We start from the raw sequence: 21077 nt of genomic DNA on the forward strand, positions 1-21077 counted from the left end.
TGCCAGTCATTTCGTTTCATGGTATCATCTTTTTAGAGAAATTGAGAAACGATGTTTCGTAATAAGAAACAAGAGAGGGGAAGAGAATAATGGGCGAATACGTACAAAAAGGGAACATCCAAGTCGCCAAAGTGTTGTACGACTTTGTCAACGAGGAGCTTCTGCCGAACAGCGGGTTGGATCAAGACAAGTTTTGGAGCGATTTCGGCGCGCTCATTTCCGACTTGACGCCGCGCAACAAAGAATTGCTCGCCCGCCGCGACGAAATTCAAGAAAAATTGAATGAGTGGCATAAAGCGCATCGCGGCCGCTTTGATTTTAACGAATATAAAGCATTTTTGACAGACATCGGCTATTTGGAGCCGGAAGTCGAGGACTTTGAGATTACGACCGACAATGTCGATGATGAAATTGCCGTGCAAGCCGGGCCGCAGCTCGTCGTTCCGTTGACGAACGCCCGCTATGCATTAAACGCTGCCAACGCCCGTTGGGGCAGCCTGTACGACGCGCTGTACGGCACCGATGCCATCAGCGAAGAAGACGGCGCCGAGCGCGGTTCGTCGTACAACCCGGTGCGCGGGGCGAAAGTCATCGCCTACGGGCGGCAGTTTTTAGATGAAGCGGTGCCGCTGGCGCAATATTCCCATAAAGACGCTGTCCAGTACGCCATTGTTGATGGCCAGCTTGTCGTGACGACAGAAGGCGGGGCGACGACGGGGCTGAAAGAGCCGGAAAAATTCGTCGGCTTCCAAGGCGACCCGCAACATCCGACAGCGGTGTTGCTGAAGAACAATGGCCTTCACATTGAAATTCAAATCGACCGCGAGCATGCGGTCGGAAAAACGGATCAAGCCGGGGTCAAAGACATTGTCCTAGAAGCGGCCGTGACAACGATCATGGACGGTGAAGATTCGGTGGCGGCCGTTGACGCCGAAGACAAAGTGCTTGTCTACCGCAACTTGTTCGGCCTCATCAAAGGCGATTTGACGGCGACGTTTGAGAAAAACGGCAAGCTGATGACGCGGGCGTTAAACCCGGATCGCGTCTATGAAACGCCGGATGGCGGAAAGCTTGTGCTGCCGGGCCGTTCGCTCATGTTCGTGCGCAACGTCGGGCACTTAATGACGAACAACGCGATTTTGCATGCGAATGGCGAAGAAGTGCATGAAGGGATCATCGATGCCGTCATTACGAGCTTGATCATGAAACACTCGCTCATCGGCAATACGCGCTATTTGAACTCGCGCAAAGGCTCGATTTACATCGTCAAGCCGAAAATGCACGGATCGGCGGAAGTGGCGTTTGCCAACGAGCTGTTTGACCGTGTCGAAGATATGCTCGGCCTTGAGCGGAATACGATTAAAATCGGCGTGATGGACGAGGAGCGCCGCACGTCGCTCAACTTGAAAAACTGCATCTACCAAGTGCGCGACCGCATCATTTTTATCAACACCGGCTTCCTCGATCGGACCGGAGACGAAATTCATACGTCGATGGAAGCGGGGCCGATGCTGCGCAAAAACGAGATGAAATCATCGACTTGGCTGCAGGCGTATGAAAAATCGAACGTCGCCGTTGGGCTTGCCGCCGGCTTCCGCGGCCGGGCGCAAATCGGCAAAGGAATGTGGGCGATGCCGGATTTGATGGCAGAAATGCTGAAGCAAAAAGGAGCGCAGCTCAAAGCAGGCGCCAATACGGCATGGGTGCCGTCGCCGACAGCGGCCACGCTCCATGCGCTTCATTACCATCAAGTGAACGTCTCCGCTGTGCAAAGCGAACTGGCGAACGATCGGAACGATTATCGCGACGACATGTTGCAAATCCCGGTCGTTGACCATCCGCAATGGACAGCGGAAGAGATTCAAGAAGAGCTCGACAACAACTGCCAAAGCATTTTAGGCTATGTCGTCCGCTGGATCGACCAAGGGATCGGCTGCTCGAAAGTGCCGGACATTCACAACGTCGGACTGATGGAAGACCGGGCGACGCTTCGCATCTCGAGCCAAATTCTCGCCAACTGGCTCCATCATGGCATTTGCACGAAAGAGCAAGTGCTTGAGACGCTCAAGCGGATGGCGAAAGTCGTCGACGAACAAAACGCCGGCGATCCGAACTATCGTCCGATGGCGCCGAATTACGATGATTCGGTGGCGTTCCAAGCGGCGTGCGATCTCATTTTCCGCGGCTATGAACAGCCAAACGGCTATACCGAGCCGATTTTGCACCGCCGCCGTCAAGAAGCAAAAGCGAAATTTGCCGCCATTCAGCAATAAACGCCAAAAGTTGTATAAGGAACAAGGGATGGATGACCTTGTTCCTTCCTATCTATTATGATCAGAAAATTAAGAAAATAAATGGAGAAAGGAGGCAGCTCCTAGTTACTATTGGCCGGTTGTCAAACGCAAAGCAGCACAAAAGGCGGTACAAGGGGATGGGGAAGGCTAGTAGCTAGGGATCAGTGATGGAACATTTGCGAGAACGAGCGTTGCTTGTCCATCGGCAGGCAAGAGGAAAGCTGTCAGTTGAAGTGAAAGTGCCGGTCGTGAATGCCAATGATTTAAGTCTCATTTATTCGCCGGGAGTGGCTGAACCGTGCAAAGAAATTTACGTCGACCAAGACGAAATGTACAACTATACAGTGAAGGGCAATTTTGTCGCCGTCGTCTCGAATGGCACGGCGGTGCTTGGGCTTGGCAACATTGGCGCGCGGGCGGCGCTTCCGGTCATGGAAGGGAAAGCCGCCTTGTTCAAAGCGTTCGCCGGGATCGATGCCGTGCCGCTTTGCCTCGATACTGAAGATCCGGAACAAATCATTCAAACGGTCAAGTTGCTGGAACCGGCGTTTGGGGGCATCAATTTGGAAGATATCGCCGCCCCCGCCTGCTTTGTCATTGAAGAGCGTCTTCGCCAAGAGATGGCGATCCCGGTGTTTCATGATGATCAGCATGGCACGGCGATTGTCGTGGCCGCTGGGCTGACGAACGCCTTGAAAGTGGTTGGCAAACAGCTTGCCGATTGCCGGGTTGTCATCAACGGCGCCGGCGCTGCCGGGGTGGCGATCGCCAAATTGCTGCTGTCGATCGGAGTCGGCGAACTGATCGTTTGCGACACAAAAGGAGCGATTTATGAAGGGCGCTCGCATGGGATGAACGCTATCAAGGAAGAAATCGCCCGGCAAACGAATCACCGCCGTATCTCCGGGACGCTTGCGGACGTCATTCAAGGCGCGGATGTGTTTATCGGTGTCTCGGTTGCTGGGGCGTTGACGCCGGCGATGGTTCGGACGATGAACCGCGGGGCGGTCGTATTCGCCTTGGCCAATCCGGTGCCTGAGATCAGGCCGGATGAGGCAAAAGCCGCCGGCGCCGCCGTGGTCGCGACCGGCCGGTCGGATTTGCCGAACCAAGTGAACAACATGTTGGCGTTCCCTGGCATTTTCCGCGGCGCGCTCGATGTGCGGGCGACGCAAATTAATGAGGCGATGAAAATTGCCGCTGCCGAAGCCATCGCCGGGCTCATCCAGCCGGAAGAGCTGACGGAAGAGTATGTCATCCCGAACCCGTTTGACCGGCGCGTCGTCGAGGCCGTCGCTTCCGCCGTCGCCCGTGCCGCCATGGAGACCGGGGTGGCTCGAGTCAAGGAAAAAGTTGAGGAACAAAATCGTGTCAGAGAGGGGTAGCCATCGATGAAATTTGCCCGTTTTCTCGCTGATGGCGCGATTCGCGCCGGTGTGGTGAACGGTGAAGTGATCCGCGAAATCGAAGGAAATATGTTCACCGCTTGGGATTATACGGGAAACGTATTTCGCTATGATCGCGTTTCGCTCGTGGCGCCGCTTGCGCCGCGCCATGTGATCGGCATTGGCGCCAACTATGTGGCCTCCAGTGAACAGCTGCCGGTGGAACTGCCAGATATTCCTGTCTTTTTCTTTAAACCATCCTCGTCGGTCGTCGGGCCGGAAGCGGAGGTGGTCATTCCGAGCGGGGTTGGTGAAGTGAAATTTGAATCCGAGCTGGCGGTTGTGATCGGCAAAGAGGCAAAACAGGTGAGCGAAGAAGACGTGTGGTCGTATATTTTCGGCTATACGGTCGCCAACGATGTCACCGCGCCGCAGTTTTTCCACCCGGACGGCCATTGGACGATCGGAAAATCGTTCGATACGTTTACACCGCTCGGCCCGGTCATTGAAACAGAGCTCGATCCTCGGGCTGTATCGGTGAAAGCGCGGGTCAATGGTGAAGAAAAGCAGAACAGCTCGACCAAGCTGATGATCATTTCCATCAGCAAAATGATCTCGTATTTGTCTCATGTCATGACGCTGCAACCGGGCGACGTCATTTTGACGGGAAGCCCGGTCGGCGCCGAGCTTGTCGGCCCGGGGACGGTCATTGAATGCGATGTGGACGGCATCGGCACGCTCCGCAATACGTTCGTCGCCGCCAAAGCGCCAGCCGTTTCCATCCGACGTTCATAACGAACCTGCGGCATCTCTGGGCCAAACAAGGCATCAGGCGCGTCCTGACGGTGAATACGTTCCGTCCGTTAAGGCGGCGCTCGCTGCCATGCGCGCCTGCGCTGCTCTCCCGCCTGCAAAAGCCCGGCTGTTCGTGTATAATGGCGAGCGGAGAGAACAAATCGAGGTGAATGCGATGGAACGAGAAAACACGGTCAAATCGGTCCGCCGGGCGCTGCAAATTATCGAAATCGTCAGCACGAAAAAGGACGGGCTGGGCGTGACGGAAATCGCGAAACAAATGGACATCAACAAAAGTTCGGTGTACCGCATTTTAACGACGCTTGCCCAATACGGCTATATCGAACAACATCCGGAAACGGAGCGGTATAAGCTCGGCTACAAGTTTTTAGAGCTCAGCTCAAAGCTGCTTGATTCGATCGATTTGCGCCAAGAGGCGAAGCCATATTTGCGCGAGCTCGAAAAAGAAACGAACGAGGTCATCCACCTCGTCGTCTATGATCAAGGGGAAGTCATTTATATTGAAAAATTGGAAGGAACGGAGACGCTGCGCATGCACTCCAAAGTCGGCAAGCGGGCTCCGATGCATTGCACGGCGGTCGGCAAGGCCATTTTAGCCCATTTGCCGCCCGCGGTGGCTGCAGAGATCATCGATCGGAAAGGACTGCCGAAGCATACCGATTGGACGATCACCGACCGCGAGGCATTTTTCCGCGAACTTGAGACCGTCCGGCAAAACGGGTATGCGCTTGACTTGGAAGAAAACGAGTACGGTATCCGATGTGTTGCCGTTCCGATTTTTGACTATACTGGCGGCGTCGTCGCGGCGATCAGCGTTTCCGGCCCGACGATCCGCATGACGGACGACCGCATCACATCGCTCACTGTGCGCATGCGGCAGATCGGCAAAGAACTGTCGGCAAGGCTCGGCTATCGTGGAGCCCATTCCGTCCAGCTGTAGCGGCTGGACGTTTTTTTGTGCCAAGAAGAATGACCCATGTGGATGCCGCCTTGGCGGGGAAGATGAGAGGAAGGCATCCTTTTTCCAAAACTGTTCAGATACAATCGAACGTTCTGTCGTTCGGCCGGCTCCGATATATCGGTTGTCTGCCAGTTTGAAACGAGACAGGACTGCCTCTGGGTGGGCGTTTTTTGTAGTGCAAACAAACGGAATGCATGTAAAATAGAAACGAGGTGATATGCGACGTGAGAAAACAGACGCTTTCGGAATGGATCGAACAGCTTCGCCAAGATCCGAATGTCGTGCATTGGCATGAAATCGAACCGAAAGAAGCGAATTTCGTTCCGTTTCCAGACGAACTCGATCCGCGGCTTGGCGCGGCGCTCAAAGCGCGCGGCATCGCTTCGTTGTATACGCACCAGGCGGCCGCTTATGACGCGGTCCAAAGCGGGCGGAACATTGTCGCCGTGACGCCGACCGCTTCAGGGAAAACGCTTTGCTACAATTTGCCGGTGCTCGATGCCATTGCCAAAGAGCCATCAAGCCGCGCCCTGTATATCTTTCCAACGAAGGCGCTCGCTCAAGATCAAAAAAATGAACTAAACGAGATCATCGCCGAGATGGGGGTGTCGATTTACAGCCATACATACGACGGCGACACGGCGCCGGCGCTGCGGCAAAAAATCCGTCAAGCGGGCCATATTGTCATCACCAACCCAGATATGCTCCATACGGCCATTTTGCCGCACCATACGAAATGGATTTCTCTTTTTGAACAGCTGCGCTACGTCGTCATCGATGAACTGCATACATACCGCGGCGTATTCGGCAGCCATGTGGCGAACGTCATCCGCCGCTTAAAGCGCATTTGCGCCTTTTACGGGAGTCGACCAACGTTTATTTGCACGTCGGCGACGATCGCCAATCCGAAAGAGTTGGCGGAGCGGCTGATCGGCGAACCGGTGACGCTTATTGACAACAATGGGGCGCCGCGCGGGCGGAAATATTTCGTGTTTTACAATCCGCCGGTTGTCGAGCGGACGATGAACATCCGCCAAAGCGCGACAAAAACGGCCGTTGAGCTCGCAAGACAGCTGCTTGTCAACCGCATTCCGACGATCGTTTTCGCCCGCAGCCGCGTCCGTGTCGAGTTGATTTTAAGCCATTTGCAGGCGGTGGTGAACGAACGAATCGGCGATACGACGATCCGCGGCTACCGCGGCGGCTACTTGCCGAACGAGCGGCGCGCCATTGAAAAAGGGTTGCGCAGCGGGGAGATTATCGGTGTGGTGAGCACGAATGCGCTCGAGCTCGGTGTTGATATCGGCCAATTGCAAGCGTGCATCTTAACAGGGTATCCGGGAACGATCGCCAGCACGTGGCAGCAAGCCGGGCGCGCCGGCCGGCGCCAGGGCGATTCGCTCGTTGTGATGATCGCAAGCGCAAGCCCCCTCGATCAGTACATCATCTCCCATCCAGAATACTTTTTCGCCCGCTCGCCGGAGGCGGCGCGCATCAACCCGGACAATCTGCTCATTTTGGTCGATCATATCAAATGCGCCGCCTATGAGCTTCCGTTCCGGCGCGGCGAGACGTTCGGCGGCGTCGAGGTCGAAGAGGTGCTCGACTTTTTGGCCGAGCAAGGGGTGCTAAACGAACGCGCTGGGCGCTGGCATTGGATGAGCGACGCGTTTCCGGCGCATGATATCAGTTTGCGCTCCGCAGCTCAGGAAAACGTCGTCATCATCGATATTTCCGACACCGCCCGCCATCGCGTCATTGGCGAAATGGACCGCTTCAGCGCGATGACGCTGCTTCATGATGAAGCGATTTATTTGCACGAAGGAGCACAATACCAAGTCGAAAAGCTCGACTGGGAGGAGAAAAAGGCGTACGTCCGCCAAGTCGATGTTGAATATTTTACGGACGCCAATTTGGCTGTCCGGCTTGATGTGCTGTCGGAAGACCGGAGCGAAACGCGCGGACAAATGGCGGTGCGTTACGGTGATGTATCGGTCCGAGCGATGGCGACGATTTTTAAAAAGCTGAAGCTGTCGACGTTTGAAAACATCGGATCAGGGCCGATCCGGCTTCCCGAGGAAACGCTGCATACATCGGCGGCGTGGATCGAGTGGGAGGCGGTGCCGTCACGGTTTTCCCCGGCGCTGTTTGAACAACTCCTTGTCGGCATCGCCAATGTGCTTGGTCATCTCGTGCCGGTGTTTGTCATGTGCGACCGCTCCGATCTTCACGTCGTGCCGCAGCTTAAGGCGCCGCATTCCGGACGGCCGACGATTTTCCTTTATGATCGCTATCCAGGCGGAGTCGGCCTGTCGGAGGCGGTGTTTGAACGGTATGAAGAGATCATGAAACATGTGAAAGAATGGGTCGCACGTTGCCCGTGTGCGGACGGCTGCCCATCGTGCATCGGCATTTCAAGCGCTGACGGACCGTCGTTGAAGCGTGAACTTGTCCAGTTTTTGGACGAACAACTTGCCGTTTGGGCCGGTCCGTCCGTTTAAGCGTCGTCATGCGTGTTTTTGCCGAGTGTGGGAGAATCAACTTATAGAAGCAAGCCGACGTCAAGCAAGGAGGGGGTGAACGGATGAAGCCGAAGTTGGCGCAATGGAAAGAATTGCTTGCCGCCCGGCATAAAAAGGAGAACGATGAAGAAAAAGAAGAAGAGAAACCGGACGGACGACCTGTGACGGACGTGCCGTATGCCGACGTTTGGCGGGAGTACGGCGCCAAGCCGTATTGGTTTGCCGGCGATTACTGCCTCATTCGGGAAACGGTGTATCCGCTTGACTATCAGCACGGCCGCTATCGGCTCGGAGCGCTGTATGAAGTGCACGAAAGATGGCAGGAAGCGCCGTTTTCCCATCCGCTCTCCTGCCGCGGCTTTGCCGTTCGCGACTTATTCTTTTTTGACACGGAGACGATGGGACTTTCAAGCGGGGCGGGAAACATCATGTTCTTGCTTGGCCACGCCCGCATTCTTGGCGATTTCGTCACCATCCGCCAGCATCTTCTGCCATACCCAGGGGCGGAAGTGGCGCTCTATCAAAGTTTTTTGTCTGACGTCGATTATACGACGCTTGTTACCTATAATGGAAAAGCGTTCGACTGGCCGCGCCTGAAAACGCGCCATGCGCTTGTCCGCAACATGGTGCCAAAATTGCCAGCGTTCGGTCATTTTGATTTGTATCACGCCGCCCGCCGCTTATGGAAAGACAAATTGGATTCGCTGCGCCTTTCGGAAGTGGAGCGGCACATTCTCCATGTCGAGCGGGGCGATGATGTGCCGGGCTTTTTGGCGCCGATGATGTACAAGGAGTTTTTGCAAACGCCCCATCCAGACCGGCTCATGCCAGTATTGCGCCATAACGAGCGCGACGTGTTGTCGCTCATTGCTCTCTACATTCACCTATCCGTTCAGCTGCTTGAAGCGGACCGGCTCGCTGACCCCAAGGAGCAGTTGGCCGCCGCCCGTTGGTTCGAAGCGGTCGGGGAAACAGCGGCTGCAAGGGGGGTGTACGAGGAGGCGAGCGGCAAAGGGGCGAAGGAAGCGCAGGCGGCGAAATGGCAGCTTTCGCTTTTATACCGAAAAGAAAAACGATATGAAGAGGCTGCTCTCCTTTGGCGCGACTTGTTGATCCACGGAAATGGCTATTGGAAGGCGAAGGCCGGGCTTGAACTGGCGAAGGTGTATGAACATTATTTCCGGGATGCGGCCGAAGCGCACCGTTATGCCGTTATGGCATATGAAGCGTGGCGGTCGCTCGCTAGGATGAGCCGACAACATAGCGAGAAAGAAGAAGCGGAATGGCGCAGGCGGCTCGCGCGGCTTGAACGCAAGAAAAACGGGTGAGAACTCGTCCATTTCCCTGGCAAGCGCAAAATATGACAGAAAACGAAAATGTTTCGTCTTTTTGTTGTGAATCTTGTAGAAAAAAGAAAAAACGTGTACAATGGCATCGGAATGAACGAAAACGATGGCAGGGAGAAGAAGACGATGCGGAGCATGTACAAAAAAATTTTGTATCTCTTTTTTATTGTCGTCGGTTTGACGTTTGTCGTGTTCAATTATATCTATTAATGAACGTCAGAGAGGCCGGCGCCGCATAACGGATTCAAAAAGACGAATGACGATGCCAAAACGTCCGAAGCACCGGGGGCGAGAGAGCCGGTAGATTGTTGGCGCGAATGGCTCTTCAAAATGGGTGTTTATACTAGTACGAGTCCACTCCGTTCATCATAGGCTAGTATTGTCAAGCAACAGCCTAAATTGATGAAAGGAGAGGAATATGATGCATTGCCTGCCGAATGTAACGGCGCCGATCGTTCATCCGCCTCGTTGCAACGTTTTGCATCATTTCGAAGCAACGATTGTGCCGCATATCCATCCATCGCATACGACGCATGTTTATCATCACCTGTATGAACATCAACATTATTTCCCGCATACGGAATCGGCGGTGGCTCAGGCTGCCAATCGCCATCTGTACTGCCCGGGTCCGGGACCGATGCCATTTCCGCCGTTTCCGTTGCGATAGTAAGGGCCAAAAACAGAAGCCGCTTTGTCGGCTTCTGTTTTTTTACGGATGGAAAACGCCGGCAGCCGGCGGCGTTTGGGCGGGAGGACGGCGTTTCGGCGCCGCCGGGAAGTCTGCGTGGGCGCCATGCGGCTTCCCGATCGATGCGGCAAGCCATCCGTCAATTGACAACCGGCTGAATTTCTGAAAAAATAAAGAGAAGATGATCGTTGAATGCGGATTGAGGTGAAAAGCCATGTCAGCCCATCAAGTGAAACTGACGCCGAAAGACATTTTAGAAAAGGAATTTAAGGTAAGCATACGGGGGTACAACCAAGACGAAGTGGATCAATTTTTGGATCTCATTATTAAAGATTATGAAGCATTTCAGCAAGAAATTGACGAGCTGCGCCAGGAAAACGCCCGGCTGAAGCGGCAAGTCGAGGAGCTTCAAAAACGGCCGGCGATGTCGGCGGGAACGACGAACTACGACATTTTGCAGCGCCTTTCCAACTTAGAAAAGCATGTGTTTGGCCGGAAACTGTATGAATAACCAGCCGGCAGGGCGAAGTTGATGCAGGGATTTCTAATTTTTTCTTCTTGATTCTCACACCAAGATCAGCTATACTGTAAGATGCTCGCAGCGTTAATCATGTTCGGGTAATCGCTGCGGCCGGTTTCGGCCGTAGAGGAAAGTCCATGCTCGCACGGTGCTGAGATGCCCGTAGTGTTCGTGCCTAGCGAATCCATAAGCTAGGGCAGTCTGGCTTCGGCTGGGCTGACGGCGGGGAAAGAACCTACGTCCGCATGCGGATATGGTTCGATTACCCTGAAAGTGCCACAGTGACGCAGCTCTAAGGGAAACCTTAGAGGTGGAACGCGGTAAACCCCACGAGCGAGAAACCCAAATGATGGTAGGGGCACCTTCCCGAAGGAAATGAACGGAGGGAAGGACAGGCGGCGTACGCTGCCTGTAGATAGATGATTACCGCCGGAGTACGAGGCGAAAGCCGCTTGCAGTACGAAGGTACAGAACATGGCTTACAGAACATGATTAACGCGGTGATTGGAATCGTGGGAAAGCCCTCCTGCAGGAAGGAGGGCTTTCTCTTTTGTGTGTTTTCCTTCCATATGACTATAATGGAAGTATAGGCCATGAATGAGGATACATACACCTATCAGATAGGGGGAACAGGATGACTTCGTTTTCGCTGATTGCCACGGCCGCGATGGGGCTCGAATCAGTCGTCGCGGAAGAAGTGCGCCGGCTTGGCTATGAGTGCCAAGTGGAGAACGGCAAAGTGACGTTTGAAGGCGATGCGCTCGCCATTTGCCGGGCCAACCTTTGGCTGCGCACTGCTGACCGCGTGAAGCTGAAAGTCGGTGAGTTTCGAGCGACGACGTTTGAGGAGTTGTTTGAACAAACGAAGGCGTTGCCATGGGCCGATTACTTGCCGAAAGATGCCGAGTTTCCGGTGATCGGGAAGTCGGTCAAATCAACGCTGTTCAGCGTTTCCGACTGCCAAGCCATTGTGAAAAAGGCAGTCGTCGAAAGCTTAAAAGCGCGCTATCATTTGTCGTGGTTCCCGGAAACCGGGCCGTTGTATCGGATCGAGGTGGCGCTTCACAAAGATATCGCTACGTTGACGATCGATACAAGCGGCGCCGGGCTGCATAAACGCGGCTACCGTGCTCGCCAAGGGGAGGCGCCGCTAAGAGAGACGCTCGCGGCCGCCTTAGTGTTGCTCACCAATTGGACGCCCGAGCGCCCGTTTGTCGATCCGTTTTGTGGGTCGGGCACGATTGCCATTGAGGCGGCGCTGATCGGCCAAAACATCGCCCCAGGGTTTAACCGGGATTTCGTCTCAGAGCAATGGCCGTGGATCGGGGAATCGGTATGGGAAGAGGCGCGCCAAGAGGCGGAACAGATGGCGCGTTACGACCAACCGCTTGATATTTGCGGGATTGACCTTGACCCGCACATGGTCGAGATCGCCAAGATGAATGCAGCCGAAGCGGGGCTTTCCGATCTCATTTCTTTTCGGGAGGGCCGCGCCGAGCAGTTTCGGACCGATGCACAATACGGGGTGATCGTCGGCAACCCGCCATACGGCGAACGGCTTGGCGAACAACGGGAGGTCGAAGCGCTCTATCGCGCCATCGGCCGCGCCTTCGCCGCCTTGGATATGTGGTCGGTGTACATTTTAACCGCCCACCGCGGTTTTGAAACGCATTACGGCCGCCCGGCGACGAAGCGGCGCAAACTGTTTAACGGCTTTATTGAAACGCATTACTACCAGTACTGGGGGCCGCGGCCGCCGCGCGAAGCTCGAAGTTGACTTCTCGGCGGCCATCGATCATAATATTGTTTTGTTACTAGGGATCGGGCGCGCAACAAACTTGTTGCGCGCTTATGCATGATATGCCGGGGGAGTTTATGCCAATTGGAGGGGTGGCGACGATGGGCCATGAGCGTTATCCGTTTGTTGTAGAAAAAAATGAAAACTTTTTTGATAAGTTGAGCCAGTGGATCGGCGATGTTTTTTATGACATTTTGCCGGAAGCCGGCTTTGAGCTGCGCGACGAGCAAATTTATATGGCGTTTCAGCTCGAGCGGGCGTTTCGAGAAAAAAAGGTGATCTTCGCCGAAGCGGGAGTTGGCACAGGGAAAACGATCGTGTATTTGTTGTATGCGATTTGTTACGCCCGTTATACAGGCAAGCCGGCCATTATCGCCTGCGCCGATGAGACGCTCATTGAGCAGCTCGTCAAAAAGGAAGGCGATATTGCGAAGCTATCCAACGTGCTCGGGCTGGAAATCGACGTCCGGCTGGCGAAATCGCCGGATCAATATTTATGTTTGAATAAACTGGAAGAAGTGACGACGTATGACGATGACGACATCGAGCTGTATGAGCAAATTTACGATGAACTTCCGGCCTTCGTCCATGACAACAAACCGTTGCAGTCGTTCTACCGCTACGGCGACCGAAAAGAATACGCCCACCTGACTGATAAACAGTGGAAAAAAATCGCCTGGGATCCGTTTCAAGACTGTTTCACGTGCGAAAAGCGGCATCGCTGCGGACAGACGCTTTGGCGCGACTATTACCGGAAGGCGGCGGATTTGATCGTCTGCTCGCACGATTTTTATATGGAACATGTTTGGACGTATGAAGCGCGCAAGCGGGAAGGACAGCTGCCGCTGTTGCCGGAAGCGAGCTGTGTCGTGTTTGACGAAGGGCATTTATTGGAGTTCGCTGCGCAAAAGGCGTTGACATATCGAATGAAAGAGACGACGCTTGAGACGTTGCTGACACGTCTTCTTGAAAACGACATCCGTGAAGAGCTCGCCTATTTAATTGAGGAGACGCTGGAGACGAGCACGCGCTTTTTTGATGAGCTGAAAGCGTGCGCGAAAGACGTTCCGGGTTCGAACCGGAAAGAAATTTTGCCGTCGCCGCGTCTTGAACAATGGGCGAAGCGGCTCCGCGGCCAAATGGTCGAAATCGGCAACGAGCTTGTGTTTGAAAGCGAGACGTATACGATCGATCATTACCAGCTGAACATTGTGGATGAATATTTGGATCAAATCCAGTATTCACTCGATTTGTTTTTGAAAAACGCCGACGCCATTACGTGGCTTGAGTCGTCGCGTCAAGAGGCGACGTTTGTCGTCATGCCGCGCACCGTTCAGGAAGTGTTGCGCGAAAAAGTGTTCGCGAAACGCATGCCGTTTGTCTTTTCATCGGCAACACTATCAAACGGAAAATCATTCCAATATATAGCGCAAAGCTTAGGCATTGATGACTATTTATCGTTCAGCGTGCCGTCGCCGTTTGATTACGACGAACAGATGACGATTTTTATGCCGACGTTCCGCGCGGATGAGACGCTGTTTGCCAAAAAATACGCATATGCGCTTGAAAAATTGCGCGAAACCGGAGGCCGGGCGCTCATCTTGTTCCCGACGCGCGAGGAGCTTCTTCAGTTTAAAGAGGCGGCAGCCGGCGAACCATTTTCGTTTTTGTTTGAAGGCGACCGCGAAATCAGCGATTTGGTCGCTGAATTTCAGCGCGAGGAAGAGACGGTGCTTTGTTCTGAACATTTATGGGAGGGGCTGGACATCCCGGGGCCGTCGCTGTCGAACGTCATGATTTGGTCGCTGCCGTATCCGCCGAATGATCCGGTGTTTCAGGCGAAGCGAAAAGCGTATAGCAACCCGTTTTGGGACGTCGATGTGCCGTATATGCTTCTTCGCCTTCGCCAAGGAGTCGGACGGCTCATCCGCACGCGCGACGACTGCGGCATCGTTTCCATTTTCGTCACCGACAGGGAAGATGAACGGGTCATTGCGGCGATCAAAGACGTGTTGCCGACAGCGGTGAGGGAAGAATGATATTCTTCCCTTTTTCATTTTCCACAAAAATAGCATTTTCTCGCTGGCAAGCAGGAAAATGGCACCTTGTTATGGAAATGATGATACGGCCATGAAATACATAGGGGGACTGAGTATAGTGAAACCAATCGAAGCGCAGTTTTTGCAATACGTGAAAAAAATGACGGGCTACCGCGAAGCGATTGGCCTCATGTATTGGGATTTGCGGACTGGCGCCCCGAAAAAAGGGGTCGAGCAGCGATCAGAAGTGATCGGCATGCTGTCAGAAGAAGTGTTTCGCATGTCGACATCCGAGGAGATGGCGGCCTTTATTGCCAAGCTGTCGCCCAAAGCCGTCTATGAAGAGCTCGATGATGTGACAAAGAAAACGCTTGATGAATGCAAAAAAGAATACGAGCGCAATAAAAAAATTCCAGCGGATGAATACAAAGAGTTTGTCGTGCTTTGTTCCAAAGCGGAAAGCGTTTGGGAAGAAGCGAAAGCGGCTGCTGATTTCGCCCGGTTTCGCCCGTATTTGGAGCAAATCATCGAGTTTCAGCGCCGCTTTATCCGTTATTGGGGGTATGAAGGACACCCGTATAATACGCTGCTCGATCAATACGAGCCGGGCATGACCGTCGATTTGCTTGACGAACTGTTCAGCCGCCTGCGCGAACGCATCGTCCCGCTTGTGCACGCCATTTCCGCCGCGTCCAACAAACCGAATGTGTCCTTTTTGTTCGCGCCGTTTCCAAAAGAAAAGCAGCGCGCTTTTCTGCTTGAGTTGCTTAAAGAGCTCGGCTATGATTTTGGCAAGGGGAGGCTTGATGAGACGGTCCATCCATTTGCGATCGGGCTCAACCCGAACGATGTGCGCATTACGACGCGCTACGACGAGCGCGACTTCCGCACCGCGGTGTTTGGCACGATCCATGAATGCGGCCATGCGCTGTATGAACAACACATTTCCGAGTCGCTTGTCGGCACTCCGCTTGCAAGCGGGGCGTCGATGGGCATTCATGAATCGCAGTCGCTCTTTTTTGAAAATATGATCGGACGCCACTATGCGTTTTGGAAGCGGCATTACCCGCGCCTTTTGCAATACGCGCCCACGCAGTTCGCCGACGTTTCGCTTGATGCGTTTTACCGGGCGATCAATGAAGCGAAGCCGTCGCTCATTCGTATTGAAGCGGACGAACTGACGTATCCGCTCCATATTATCATCCGCTATGAAATCGAAAAGCAGCTGTTTGCTGGGGAGCTGGAAGCAATCGACTTGCCGGATGTATGGAATGAGAAATATGAACAATACCTTGGCATCCGCCCGCACAACGATGCGGTCGGCGTGTTGCAGGACGTCCATTGGTCCGGCGGCAGCTTCGGCTATTTCCCATCGTATGCGCTTGGCTATATGTATGCGGCGCAATTCAAGCAAGCGATGGAAAAAGAGTTGGATGTAGCTGGGCTGCTTGAAGAGGGGAACATCGCACCGATCCGTGAATGGTTGACCGTTCATATCCACCAGTTTGGAAAAATGAAAAAGCCGCTCGAACTTGTGCGCGATGCGACGGGCGAAACGCTGAAAGCCGATTATCTTATTCAATATTTAGAAGAAAAATATAAGGCGCTTTATCGATTATAGAACAGGCGCGTCAGTGCAAACATCGTTCTTACGCTGTTCGTTTCGTTTTTCTGTCGACAAAGTCCTATTATGTCTCGGTTTTATGCACATAAAGAGGAAGGTGTCCCGATCGCTTGGGGACACCTTCTTGTTTCACCATAATTTGTATCCTTTCGACCCCGGCGGAGCGTTTTGAATGATGTCGATGATCGGCACCGTATAGGCGATCAAAATGAGCGCAACGACGAGGCCGATCCAAAGCTTCCAGTTTTCAAGCGCCAGTGCAGCCCGTTCATACGGAGCAGCTGCCTCGGCGACCGGAAACTCCGTTTCGCCTTTCGGGGCGAAAAAGGCCAAGTTGATCACGATGACGAGAATCAAAATAATGCCGATGAACAAGATGGTGCCGCCGACCGCTTGCGCGATTTGGTACGGAATCCATTCAAGCGCTTGCGGCGAATTGCCGTACGTTGAGAACGCCGAGCGCCGCGGTGCGCCGAGCAGACCGGCAAAATGCATCGAGCCGGACATGAACGTCATCCCAACCGCCCAAACGATCGTTTGAATGATGGCGAGCCGGTTCATCGCTTTCGTCATCACACGGCCGGTCAAATGCGGAATGAGCCAGTATGACGCACCAAAAAATGTTAGGACGACAGTCGTTGCCACCGTTAAATGGAAGTGGCCGGTCACCCAAATCGTATTATGGACGACTTGGTTGAGTTGGTGCGAGGCGTTAATAATCCCGCCGGTGCCGGCCGGAATGAAAAACAGCATTCCGACAAACGGAGCGAAAAAGCGGGCGTCGCTCCACGGGAGTTTCCGCAGCCAGCCGAACAAGCCGGTCGCTCCCTGCGAGCGGCCGTACGATTCAAACGTCGCAAACATGGCGAACGCGGTCATGAGCGACGGAATGATGACCATGAACGTCAAGACGACTTGCACGTATTTCCAAAACGGCGAAATCCCCGGCTCAAGCAATTGGTGATGGAAGCCGACCGGAATCGAAAACAGCAAAAACAAGATAAACGCCAGCCGCGCGAGTGAATCGGAGAACATTTTGCCGCCGATCACTTTCGGAATGACGGCGTACCAAACCATATACGCCGGCAATAGCCAGAAGTAGACGAGCGGATGCCCGAAATACCAAAACAGCGTCCGGCTCAAGAGCACGTTCACCCGGTCGGTGAGCCCGAGCGACCATGGAATGAGCTGAAAGACAACGGTGGCGGCGACGCCAAGCGAACAGACGAGCCATAGCACCATATTCGTCACTGACATGAACGCCAGCAGCGGGCTCACTTGACCGCGGTGCGTTTTCCGCCAGCGGGCATAATGAGCGAACATCGCAAAGCCGCTCACCCAGCTGCCGACGACGACAAGCGCCAAGCCGATGTAAAAGCCAGCGTGCGCCTGAAGCGGCGCGTAAAACGTATATAAGACAGACGCCTGGCCGGTTAGGATGAAAAAGGCTGTGCAGGCCGTCCCTGACGTCATCATCCAAAAACCGATCCAGCCGAGCCGGCGCGAACCGTCCGAGAGCGCTCCGGTCGTGCGGCTGACGGCGGCAAACTGGAAGCCGATAATGAAAAACGTCGTCAGCACAAGCCCAAGCAAGACGCCGTGCGTCGTCAAAATCGTGTAATAGCTGATCCCAGCCGGGAGCTCAAACTTGCCGGAACGGACTAATGTTTGCAATAGGCCGGCGAACCCCCCGAGCGCGAGGGCGGCAAAGGCGACGAACAAATGGGCAAGCGCCAGTTTCGCATCGCGGCGATCGACTTTTTCCAACGGTTGTGCCATGTTACTCCACCACCTTAATGCGCGCCGTCATCATATGGTGGCCGGCGCCGCAATATTCGTTGCAAAGAATTGTATACTCGCCCGGTTTGTCAAACGTGGTTGTTAAGCTGTTCACATAACCGGGTTCGACCATCATGTTCACGTTCGTTCCCGGGATTTCAAATCCGTGGATGACGTCTTTCGAAGTGACGTTGATCGTCACTTTCGCTCCTTTTGGAATTTCGATCGCATTCGGTGTAAAAGAAAACGCGGCGACGACGATGTTCAACTCGTATTCCTTGTCTCCTTTTTTGACGAGCCCCGGATGATCAAACGGCGGGGTCGAATCGACTTTTTCTGGATCGATCGTTGTCAGGCAGCTCGGCGGCTGCTGTCCGGCGGCGAATGCACTTACGCCGACGACCGTCAAAAAAACGATCAAACAGCCGATGCCAAACGCAAGCCAAATTTTTTCATACTTATGGATGTGCATACCGATTCCCTCCTTTGCCGCTTACAGGCGGTGCAAAAATAAAAAGTAGACGCTGACCCAAGAAAAAATGACGAAAAAGCCGAGCAGAAACACAGAGGCCAGCGTGCCTTTGAGCGCCGGCTCTTTTTCCTGTTTCGTTTGCCGGGCCGCTGTGATCAGTTTTGCCATGCCGTATCCCTCCTCTTTGTTGGATTCATCCCCCATAACAGCCATTCAGCAGGTGCGCCAAACGGCCAATTTCCCTGCTTTGACACTATCATAACTGTACAAAACTGAGGCAACAGTGACTTTTCTCACAAAAACGATGCTGGAAGTGTGAACAAATGGTGACGTTTGTGAAAAAATGATGAAGACGTCATTTTCTCTCTGCGGACGTTGTTTCCGCCAGTTGTCACCGGTTCGGTTGTGACCGTCATTGGCTTGACGCTCATCCCGGCAGCGGTGAACAATATGGCCGGCGGACAAGGGGCGAAGGACTTTGGTGATCCGGCTAACTTGGCGTTGTCGTTTGGCGTGCTTGCACTCATTATCGTGTTGTACCGTTGCTTCAAAGGGTTCATTCGCTCCATTGCCATTTTGCTCGGCATGGCAGCTGGCACGGCGGCAGCGGCCATGATGGGGAAAGTGGACTGGACAGCGGTCGCTGAGGCATCGTGGGTTCATTGGCCGCAGCCGTTTTACTTCGGCGCTCCGTCGTTTCATGGCCCCGCTGTTTTCACAATGGTGCTCGTCGCGATCGTCAGCCTTGTTGAATCGACCGGCGTCTACTTCGCTTTATCCGACATTTGCCGCCGCCGGCTGACGGATGAGGATTTGGCGGGCGGCTACCGCGCCGAGGGATTGGCTATCATCATCGGTGGGCTGTTGAACGCATTTCCGTACACGACGTACTCGCAGAACGTCGGTCTTGTCCAATTGTCGGGCGTGAAAACGCGCAGCGTCATTTACGCCGCGGCGGCCTTCCTCGTCTTGCTTGGGTTCGTGCCGAAAATCGCCGCAGTGGCGACGATCATACCAGCTCCAGTTTTAGGCGGGGCGATGCTCGCGATGTTTGGCATGGTCATTGCCTACGGTGTGAAAATGTTAGGCCAAGTTGACCTAACTGTGCAAGAGAACTTGCTGATCATCGCCTGCTCGGTCGGCGTGGGGCTTGGGGTGACGGCGGTGCCGAACTTGTTTGCCGAGCTGCCGACCGGCTTGCGCATTTTAACCGACAGCGGCATCGTCGCCGGCAGCATGACCGCCATCCTCTTAAACGCCGTCTTCCATCTAGGCAAAGCGAGAAAATCAGTTGCCCTGCCGCTGCAGGAACAAAAAATTTCATAATGGTGTTGATCGCTTTTATAGCCATCTTCGTTTTCCGGCCACTGCTCGGGAAATGGGGGTGGCTTTTTTATTGGCGTGTCGATTGACAGAGAAAATGATAGAAACTGGTGGAGGGATGATGGTATAATGGAAAGCGAATAGGAAAGGGGGTGAAACAATGGATGAATGGGTGGAGCGCCTTTTCGATGAGCTGCGGCAAATACGGAATCAGATGGCGACCAAACAGGATGTTGTACGGGTGAATGATCGCATCGATCGGCTTGAACAAACGGTGAGCGCGACGAAAGAGGATGTTGCGCGGTTAAACGGACGCGTCGGGCAACTCGAAGAGACCGTGGCAGCGACGAGAGAAGACGTTGTCCGGATGAATGATCGCATCGGGCGGCTTGAGCAGACCGTGGCAGCGACGAGAGAAGACGTCGCAGCGCTGGATGGGCGCATCGGAACCATCGAGCGGACGATGGCAACGAAAGAGGATGTCGCAGTGCTGGATGAGCGCATCGGGACCATCGAGCGGACGATGGCAACGAAAGAGGATGTCGCAGTGCTGGATGAGCGCATCGGGACCATCGAGCGGACGATGGCAACGAAAGAGGATGTCGCAGTGCTGGATGGGCGCATCGGGACCATCGAGCGGACAATGGCAACGAAAGAGGATGTCGCAGCGCTGGATGGGCGCATCGGGCAGCTCGAAGAGACCGTGGCGGCCAACAGAGATGACATTGCGGCGCTCGACAGCCGGATTGGGCGCATGGAACAAACGATGGCGACGAAAGAGGACGTTGCCGAATTGCCGTTTATTCGGCAAGCTGTCGTGGAAACGTTAGAAACGCTCCATGAAATTTCGGCGATGAAACAAACCCTCACAGAAATGCAACAAAAAGTCAATGAAGTCATTGCCGGACAAGCGCGGCAAGAGCTCGTACTTCAATCCCTCGCTTTGCACTTGCTCGAGCATGAAAGTGAAATCCGCGCGCTAAAAGCGAGATAAATAACGAACCTCTCCTATTGTACATCCTCGCTGATGATCATGTTCCCTCCAAAACAGGCCGGTTTTGTCCGCGCCTGTTTTTTGATTGCAGCAACTTTTTTGGGCTGCGAAAACTAATATATATAAGTTGAAACTTTGTTTTACATCCAGTAGAGCGCCCACCGCATTCTATCAAAATGACTTGTTATGAAGGAAAACAGAATCGAACAATCGGAAAATCTTTATTGCAACTTATATAGATGCAACGAAGAAGTTTAACATATCCTTGACGGAAAAGCGGTTGGCCTCTTTTCGACTGTCGGAGGAAAGCCACAGGCTTCTCTGTCACGCCAAGGCGTGACGGAGGACCGAACAACCGCCTGCTTCACAGACCCATATATGGGTCTTTAAGCGGCGTTGTTCGGTCGCCCGACAGTCGATCAAATACTGGGTAAAAGTTGCAAATGGTAAAGCTTCAAATTGCATCTATATAGAGATCCATCCGCTGTTCCTGAAAAAACGGGTGTACAAACATAT

At 53.8% G+C, this 21077-nt stretch carries 16 protein-coding genes, 1 other RNA gene and 1 pseudogene; 14 read left to right on the plus strand and 4 right to left on the minus strand.

Annotated features, from left to right (window positions below; genetic code table 11):
- Positions 1 to 89 precede the first annotated feature (89 nt).
- From QWV57_RS07620 to QWV57_RS07650, 7 genes are all read left to right on the plus strand, one after another.
- On the plus strand, positions 90 to 2273 hold the full coding sequence (locus QWV57_RS07620) for a malate synthase G (RefSeq protein ID WP_301101673.1): 2184 nt from the start codon (positions 90 to 92) through the stop codon (positions 2271 to 2273).
- A 188-nt stretch (positions 2274 to 2461) separates the two neighbouring features.
- A complete protein-coding gene (locus QWV57_RS07625; RefSeq protein ID WP_301101675.1) occupies positions 2462 to 3679 on the plus strand; it encodes an NAD(P)-dependent malic enzyme in 1218 nt (405 codons plus the stop codon).
- Positions 3680 to 3685: 6 nt separating this feature from the next.
- On the plus strand, positions 3686 to 4474 hold the full coding sequence (locus QWV57_RS07630) for a fumarylacetoacetate hydrolase family protein (RefSeq protein WP_023634476.1): 789 nt from the start codon (positions 3686 to 3688) through the stop codon (positions 4472 to 4474).
- A 175-nt stretch (positions 4475 to 4649) separates the two neighbouring features.
- Entirely contained in the window at positions 4650 to 5435 is a 786-nt protein-coding gene (locus QWV57_RS07635) for an IclR family transcriptional regulator (protein ID WP_031213154.1), read from the plus strand.
- Positions 5436 to 5680: 245 nt separating this feature from the next.
- Positions 5681 to 7957 carry a DEAD/DEAH box helicase gene (locus tag QWV57_RS07640; protein WP_301101681.1) on the plus strand — a complete coding sequence of 759 codons (2277 nt, stop codon included), beginning with the start codon at positions 5681 to 5683 and terminating at the stop codon, positions 7955 to 7957.
- Positions 7958 to 8040: 83 nt separating this feature from the next.
- Complete coding sequence (locus QWV57_RS07645) at positions 8041 to 9306, plus strand: ribonuclease H-like domain-containing protein (protein WP_015374718.1); 1266 nt, start codon at positions 8041 to 8043, stop codon at positions 9304 to 9306.
- 439 nt (positions 9307 to 9745) lie between these two features.
- On the plus strand, positions 9746 to 9991 hold the full coding sequence (locus QWV57_RS07650) for a CotD family spore coat protein (protein ID WP_025950050.1): 246 nt from the start codon (positions 9746 to 9748) through the stop codon (positions 9989 to 9991).
- A 42-nt stretch (positions 9992 to 10033) separates the two neighbouring features.
- On the opposite strand, the gene QWV57_RS07655 is transcribed toward QWV57_RS07650, so the two are convergent.
- Complete coding sequence (locus QWV57_RS07655; protein WP_014195685.1) at positions 10034 to 10228, minus strand: hypothetical protein; 195 nt, start codon at positions 10226 to 10228, stop codon at positions 10034 to 10036.
- Here QWV57_RS07655 and gpsB point away from each other — a divergent pair.
- The 5 genes from gpsB (at position 10227) to QWV57_RS07680 (ending at position 15990) form a co-directional block, all read left to right on the plus strand.
- Positions 10227 to 10523: a cell division regulator GpsB gene (gene gpsB, locus QWV57_RS07660; protein ID WP_011231037.1), complete on the plus strand. Its 297-nt coding sequence runs from the start codon at positions 10227 to 10229 to the stop codon at positions 10521 to 10523. The genes QWV57_RS07655 and gpsB overlap by 2 nt on opposite strands.
- A 99-nt stretch (positions 10524 to 10622) precedes the next feature.
- Positions 10623 to 11019, plus strand: an RNA gene (gene rnpB / locus QWV57_RS07665) — RNase P RNA component class B.
- 147 nt (positions 11020 to 11166) lie between these two features.
- Positions 11167 to 12309, plus strand: a complete 1143-nt coding sequence (locus tag QWV57_RS07670; protein ID WP_301101686.1) for a THUMP domain-containing class I SAM-dependent RNA methyltransferase — start codon at positions 11167 to 11169, stop codon at positions 12307 to 12309.
- A 122-nt stretch (positions 12310 to 12431) separates the two neighbouring features.
- A complete protein-coding gene (locus QWV57_RS07675) occupies positions 12432 to 14369 on the plus strand; it encodes an ATP-dependent DNA helicase (RefSeq protein ID WP_301101688.1) in 1938 nt (645 codons plus the stop codon).
- Positions 14370 to 14487: 118 nt separating this feature from the next.
- Positions 14488 to 15990, plus strand: a complete 1503-nt coding sequence (locus QWV57_RS07680; RefSeq protein ID WP_301101690.1) for a carboxypeptidase M32 — start codon at positions 14488 to 14490, stop codon at positions 15988 to 15990.
- 132 nt (positions 15991 to 16122) lie between these two features.
- Here QWV57_RS07680 and QWV57_RS07685 read toward each other — a convergent pair whose 3' ends face one another.
- From QWV57_RS07685 to QWV57_RS07695, 3 genes are read right to left on the minus strand one after another with little or no spacing between them, the layout of a single operon-like run.
- The gene (locus QWV57_RS07685) at positions 16123 to 17772 is read right to left on the minus strand and encodes a b(o/a)3-type cytochrome-c oxidase subunit 1 (protein WP_015374722.1); all 1650 of its coding nucleotides are present in this window, start codon (positions 17770 to 17772) and stop codon (positions 16123 to 16125) included.
- Between the two features lies 1 nt (position 17773).
- On the minus strand, positions 17774 to 18244 hold the full coding sequence (locus QWV57_RS07690; RefSeq protein ID WP_011231043.1) for a cytochrome c oxidase subunit II: 471 nt from the start codon (positions 18242 to 18244) through the stop codon (positions 17774 to 17776).
- Positions 18245 to 18265: 21 nt separating this feature from the next.
- Positions 18266 to 18412 carry a cytochrome c oxidase subunit 2A gene (locus QWV57_RS07695; RefSeq protein ID WP_015374723.1) on the minus strand — a complete coding sequence of 49 codons (147 nt, stop codon included), beginning with the start codon at positions 18410 to 18412 and terminating at the stop codon, positions 18266 to 18268.
- A gap of 198 nt (positions 18413 to 18610) precedes the next feature.
- Here QWV57_RS07695 and QWV57_RS07700 point away from each other — a divergent pair.
- Both QWV57_RS07700 and QWV57_RS07705 read left to right on the plus strand, forming a co-directional pair.
- A pseudogene (locus QWV57_RS07700) lies at positions 18611 to 19570 on the plus strand (nucleobase:cation symporter-2 family protein); the annotation flags it as partial.
- Between the two features lie 157 nt (positions 19571 to 19727).
- Complete coding sequence (locus QWV57_RS07705; RefSeq protein WP_301101694.1) at positions 19728 to 20561, plus strand: hypothetical protein; 834 nt, start codon at positions 19728 to 19730, stop codon at positions 20559 to 20561.
- Positions 20562 to 21077 lie beyond the last annotated feature (516 nt).

This window comes from Geobacillus zalihae (genome assembly GCF_030414215.1).
Classification (GTDB): Bacteria; Bacillota; Bacilli; order Bacillales; family Anoxybacillaceae; genus Geobacillus; species Geobacillus zalihae.